Annotated in this window: 3 protein-coding genes; 2 read left to right on the top strand and 1 reads right to left on the bottom strand. The window is 73.1% G+C overall.

The genetic code is table 11. From position 1 onward, the window contains the following. Positions 1–574: 574 nt before the first annotated feature. Entirely contained in the window at positions 575–2,155 is a 1,581-nt protein-coding gene (locus tag IE312_RS28730) for a TROVE domain-containing protein (RefSeq protein WP_189985210.1), read from the top strand. 62 nt (positions 2,156–2,217) lie between these two features. Then, positions 2,218–2,790, top strand: a complete 573-nt coding sequence (locus tag IE312_RS28725) for a TetR/AcrR family transcriptional regulator (RefSeq protein ID WP_189985209.1) — start codon at positions 2,218–2,220, stop codon at positions 2,788–2,790. Positions 2,791–2,891: 101 nt separating this feature from the next. Here the strand turns inward: IE312_RS28725 and IE312_RS42230 are convergent. After that, positions 2,892–3,481, bottom strand: a 590-nt coding sequence (locus tag IE312_RS42230) for a TerD family protein (protein ID WP_229900543.1), incomplete at its 5' end; no start/stop codon positions are given.

Genomic DNA, 3,481 nt, shown 5'->3' with positions numbered 1-3,481 from the left:
GCCCGGCATCATGCTGGCCGTCACCGGCCCCTGGAAGCGCCAGAAGCGGGTCTGAATTCCGCTCGGTCCGCTCGCTGATTAATTCGCTCGCCCGTCCCGCGGCCCCCTCCTAGAGTGATCCTCGTCCAGGTGCGAAGGCAGGACCTACTTCCACTCATAACGGGGCGGTCGCGGGTTCGAGTCCCGCCACCGGCATCGACGTGCCGGTGTAGCTCAGGGGCAGAGCACCATACGTCGGTTCCGCCGGCCTCGATCTCTGGACACCGAAAACTCCATGCACCTCCCGGTGCGCGGGCCACGGCTACTTCTTCTCCAAAAAGAACCCCCGCCGTGGCCGACCTGATCTCGGGAGGCGCGGCACACGGTGGGTGTCCGGTGCGCAGGCAGCGGATACTTCAGGGGACTGGTCCCTGGACACAGGGGTGCGGGTTCGAACCCCGTCACCGGCCCGGGGCCGGTGTGGCGGAACGGGAAGACGCGCCAGTTGACAAGGCCCGCCGCCGACTCCGATCTCGGACACCTTCCCTTTGCCGCGCCTCCCTCCGAAACCCAAGCGAATTCGGGGGAATTCACCATGGCGCGCTTCAACACGCGTACGGCGAAGGCGCGGCCGGTGTCGGCCGTCACCTCCACGGGCCGCACCCTGCGCACCCACGAGGGCGGCCGGGGCCACGCGCGCGACCCGCGCTCGGAGCTGTTCCTGCTGGCCGTGTCGCACTTCCTCAGCGACACCTTCTACGAGAGTGCCGGGGACCGCGACGACCGCTTCACCCGCCTCGTCCGCGCCCTCGCCGTCAGCGACCCGGAGTGGACGGCCGGCCTGCTCGGCTGGCTGCGCGGCGAGGGGAACATGCGCACGGCCTCCCTCGTCGGCGCCGCCGAGTACGTGCACGCGCGGCTGGCCGCCGGTGCGACCGGCGGCCCGTCCAACCGGCAGGTCGTGGCCTCGGTGCTGCAGCGCCCGGACGAGCCCGGCGAACTGCTCGCCTACTGGACGTCGACACACGGCCGCGCGGTCCCCAAGCCCGTCAAGCGCGGCATCGCCGACGCCGTCCGACGGCTCTACCACGTCCGGTCGCTGCTCAAGTACGACACCGCGTCCAAGGGGTACCGGTTCGGTGACGTCCTCAACCTGGTGCACGCCTCGCCGGACCCGGACAAGCCGTGGCAGGGCGACCTGTTCCGCCACGCGCTCGACCGGCGGCACCACCCGGACACCGCCGTGCCGCCGGCGTCGCTCCCGGCGCTCGCCCTGCACCGCGAGCTGACGGCCCTGCCGGTCGAGCAGCGGCGGGCGCTCGTCACCTCGCCCGACGGCGCCGAGCGGCTGGCCGCGGCCGGTATCACCTGGGAGGCGCTGGCCGGCTGGCTGCAGGGGCCGATGGACAAGGCGGCCTGGGAGGCCGTGATCCCGTCCATGGGCACGATGGCGCTCGTCCGCAACCTGCGCAACTTCGACGAGGCCGGGGTGTCGGACGAGGTCGCCGCCCGGGTCGCGGCGCGGATCAGCGATCCGCACGAGGTGCGCCGTTCGCGGCAGTTCCCCTTCCGCTACCTGGCCGCGTACCAGCACGCGCCCTCGCTGCGCTGGTCCTACCCGCTGGAGCGGGCACTCGGCCACTCGCTGGCCAACGTGCCGGCGCTGCCGGGCCGCTCGCTGGTGCTGGTCGACCGGTCCGGTTCGATGTTCTGGTCGCGGGTGACCGAGCGGTCCCGGCTCAGCCGGGCCGACGCGGCGGCGGTCTTCGGCACCGCCCTCGCACTGCGGGCGGCGCACGCCGATCTGGTGCAGTTCGGCTCCACCAGCGAGAAGGTCGCGTTCCGCGCGGGGGAGTCGGTGCTGAAGGTCCTGGAGCGCTTCGGCGACCTGGGCGGCACCGACACCACCGGGGCGGTGCGCCGCCACTACGACGGGCAGGACCGGGTGCTGATCGTCACCGACGAGCAGTACGCCCCGAGCCGGCACGGCGACCCGGTCTCCTCGGTCCCGGCGGGCGTCCCGGTCTACACCTGGAACCTCGCGGGCCACCGGGCGGGCCACGGTCCGTCGGGCACCGGCCACCGGCACACCTTCGGCGGCCTGTCCGACAGCGCGTTCCGCATGGTCCCGCTGCTGGAGAGCGGCCGGGACGGGAACTGGCCCTGGCTCGTCTGAAGGGCCCTCCGTGCCCGCGGCCTACGATACGCAGAGGTTCCCGGGCGGCGAGGAGTGGGTGGATGACGCAGGGCAGGCCCATGCGCGCGGATGCCCGGCGCAACTACGAGCGGCTGCTGAAGGCGGCGGCGGAGGCCTTCGCCGCGCACGGGGAGACGGCCTCCCTCGACGACATCGCCAAGCGGGCGGGCGTCGGCTCCGGCACGCTCTACCGGCACTTCCCCACCCGGCGGGCGCTGCTGGAGGCGGCGTACGTGGACCGGGTCGAAGCGCTCGGCGCGCGCGCCGACGAGCTGGCCGCCCGGCTGCCGCCGGGCGAGGCGCTCATGGAGTGGCTGTACGAGCTGGTGGTCCGCACGCTCCAGGTCCGGGGCATGAAGGCGCTGCTCGGCTCGGCGGTGACCGACGACGACGGATCGGCGGCCCTGACGGTGTGCGGGACCGTGGTGAAGGGCGCGGTGGACCGGCTGGTGCCGGCGGCGCAGGCGGAGGGGACGCTGCGCCCGGACCTGGAGCCGGTCGAGGTGCTGCGGCTGGCGCACGGGGTCGCGGTGGCGGCGGAGTCGGCGGGTGCGGGGGAGCGGGAGATCCGGCGCTATCTGCGGCTGCTGACCGAAGGGCTGCGCTCCGGCTGATCCGACGGGTGCCGCCGGACCCGCGGCACCCGCCGCGCCCGGCACCCGGCGAGCCCGGCACCCGGCGAGCCCGTACCCACGGCACCCGCCGGATACGGTCGTCACAGGGCCCGGGCGCCCGGTTCCGTCATGTTGCGCACCGTACGGGCCTTGACGAAGGAGCCCAGGGCCGTCATGTCCCACTCGCCGGAGAACTGGCGGACGAGCTTGGCCATCAGGACGCCGGTCTGGGGCTCGGCGCCGGTGAGGTCGAAGCGGACCAGTTCCTCGCCCGTGGCCGCGTCGACCAGGCGGCAGTAGGCCTTGGCGACCTCCGTGAACTTCTGGCCGGAGAAGGAGTTGACCGTGAAGACCAGTCCGGTGACCTCCTGCGGGAGCCGGCCGAGGTCGACCACGATCACCTCGTCGTCGCCGCCGCCCTCACCGGTGAGGTTGTCGCCGGAGTGCTTGACCGCGCCGTTCAGGATCGACAGCTTGCCGAAGTAGCAGCTGTCGATGTGGTTGCGCTGCGGGCCGTAGGCGATGACGGAGGCGTCCAGGTCGATGTCCCTGCCCCCGAACGCCGGCTCCCAGCCGAGCCCCATCCGCACCTGGGAGAGCAGCGGCCGGCCGCCCTTGACCAGGGACACGGTCTGGTTCTTCTGCAGGCTGACCCGGCCCTTGTCCAGGTTGATCTTCCCGGCGCCCGGCG

The organism is Streptomyces capoamus (assembly GCF_014654935.1).
Classification (GTDB): Bacteria; Actinomycetota; Actinomycetes; order Streptomycetales; family Streptomycetaceae; genus Streptomyces; species Streptomyces capoamus.
The sequence above is the reverse complement of the archived record's forward strand: the minus strand, read 5'-3'. Positions and strand labels throughout refer to the sequence as shown.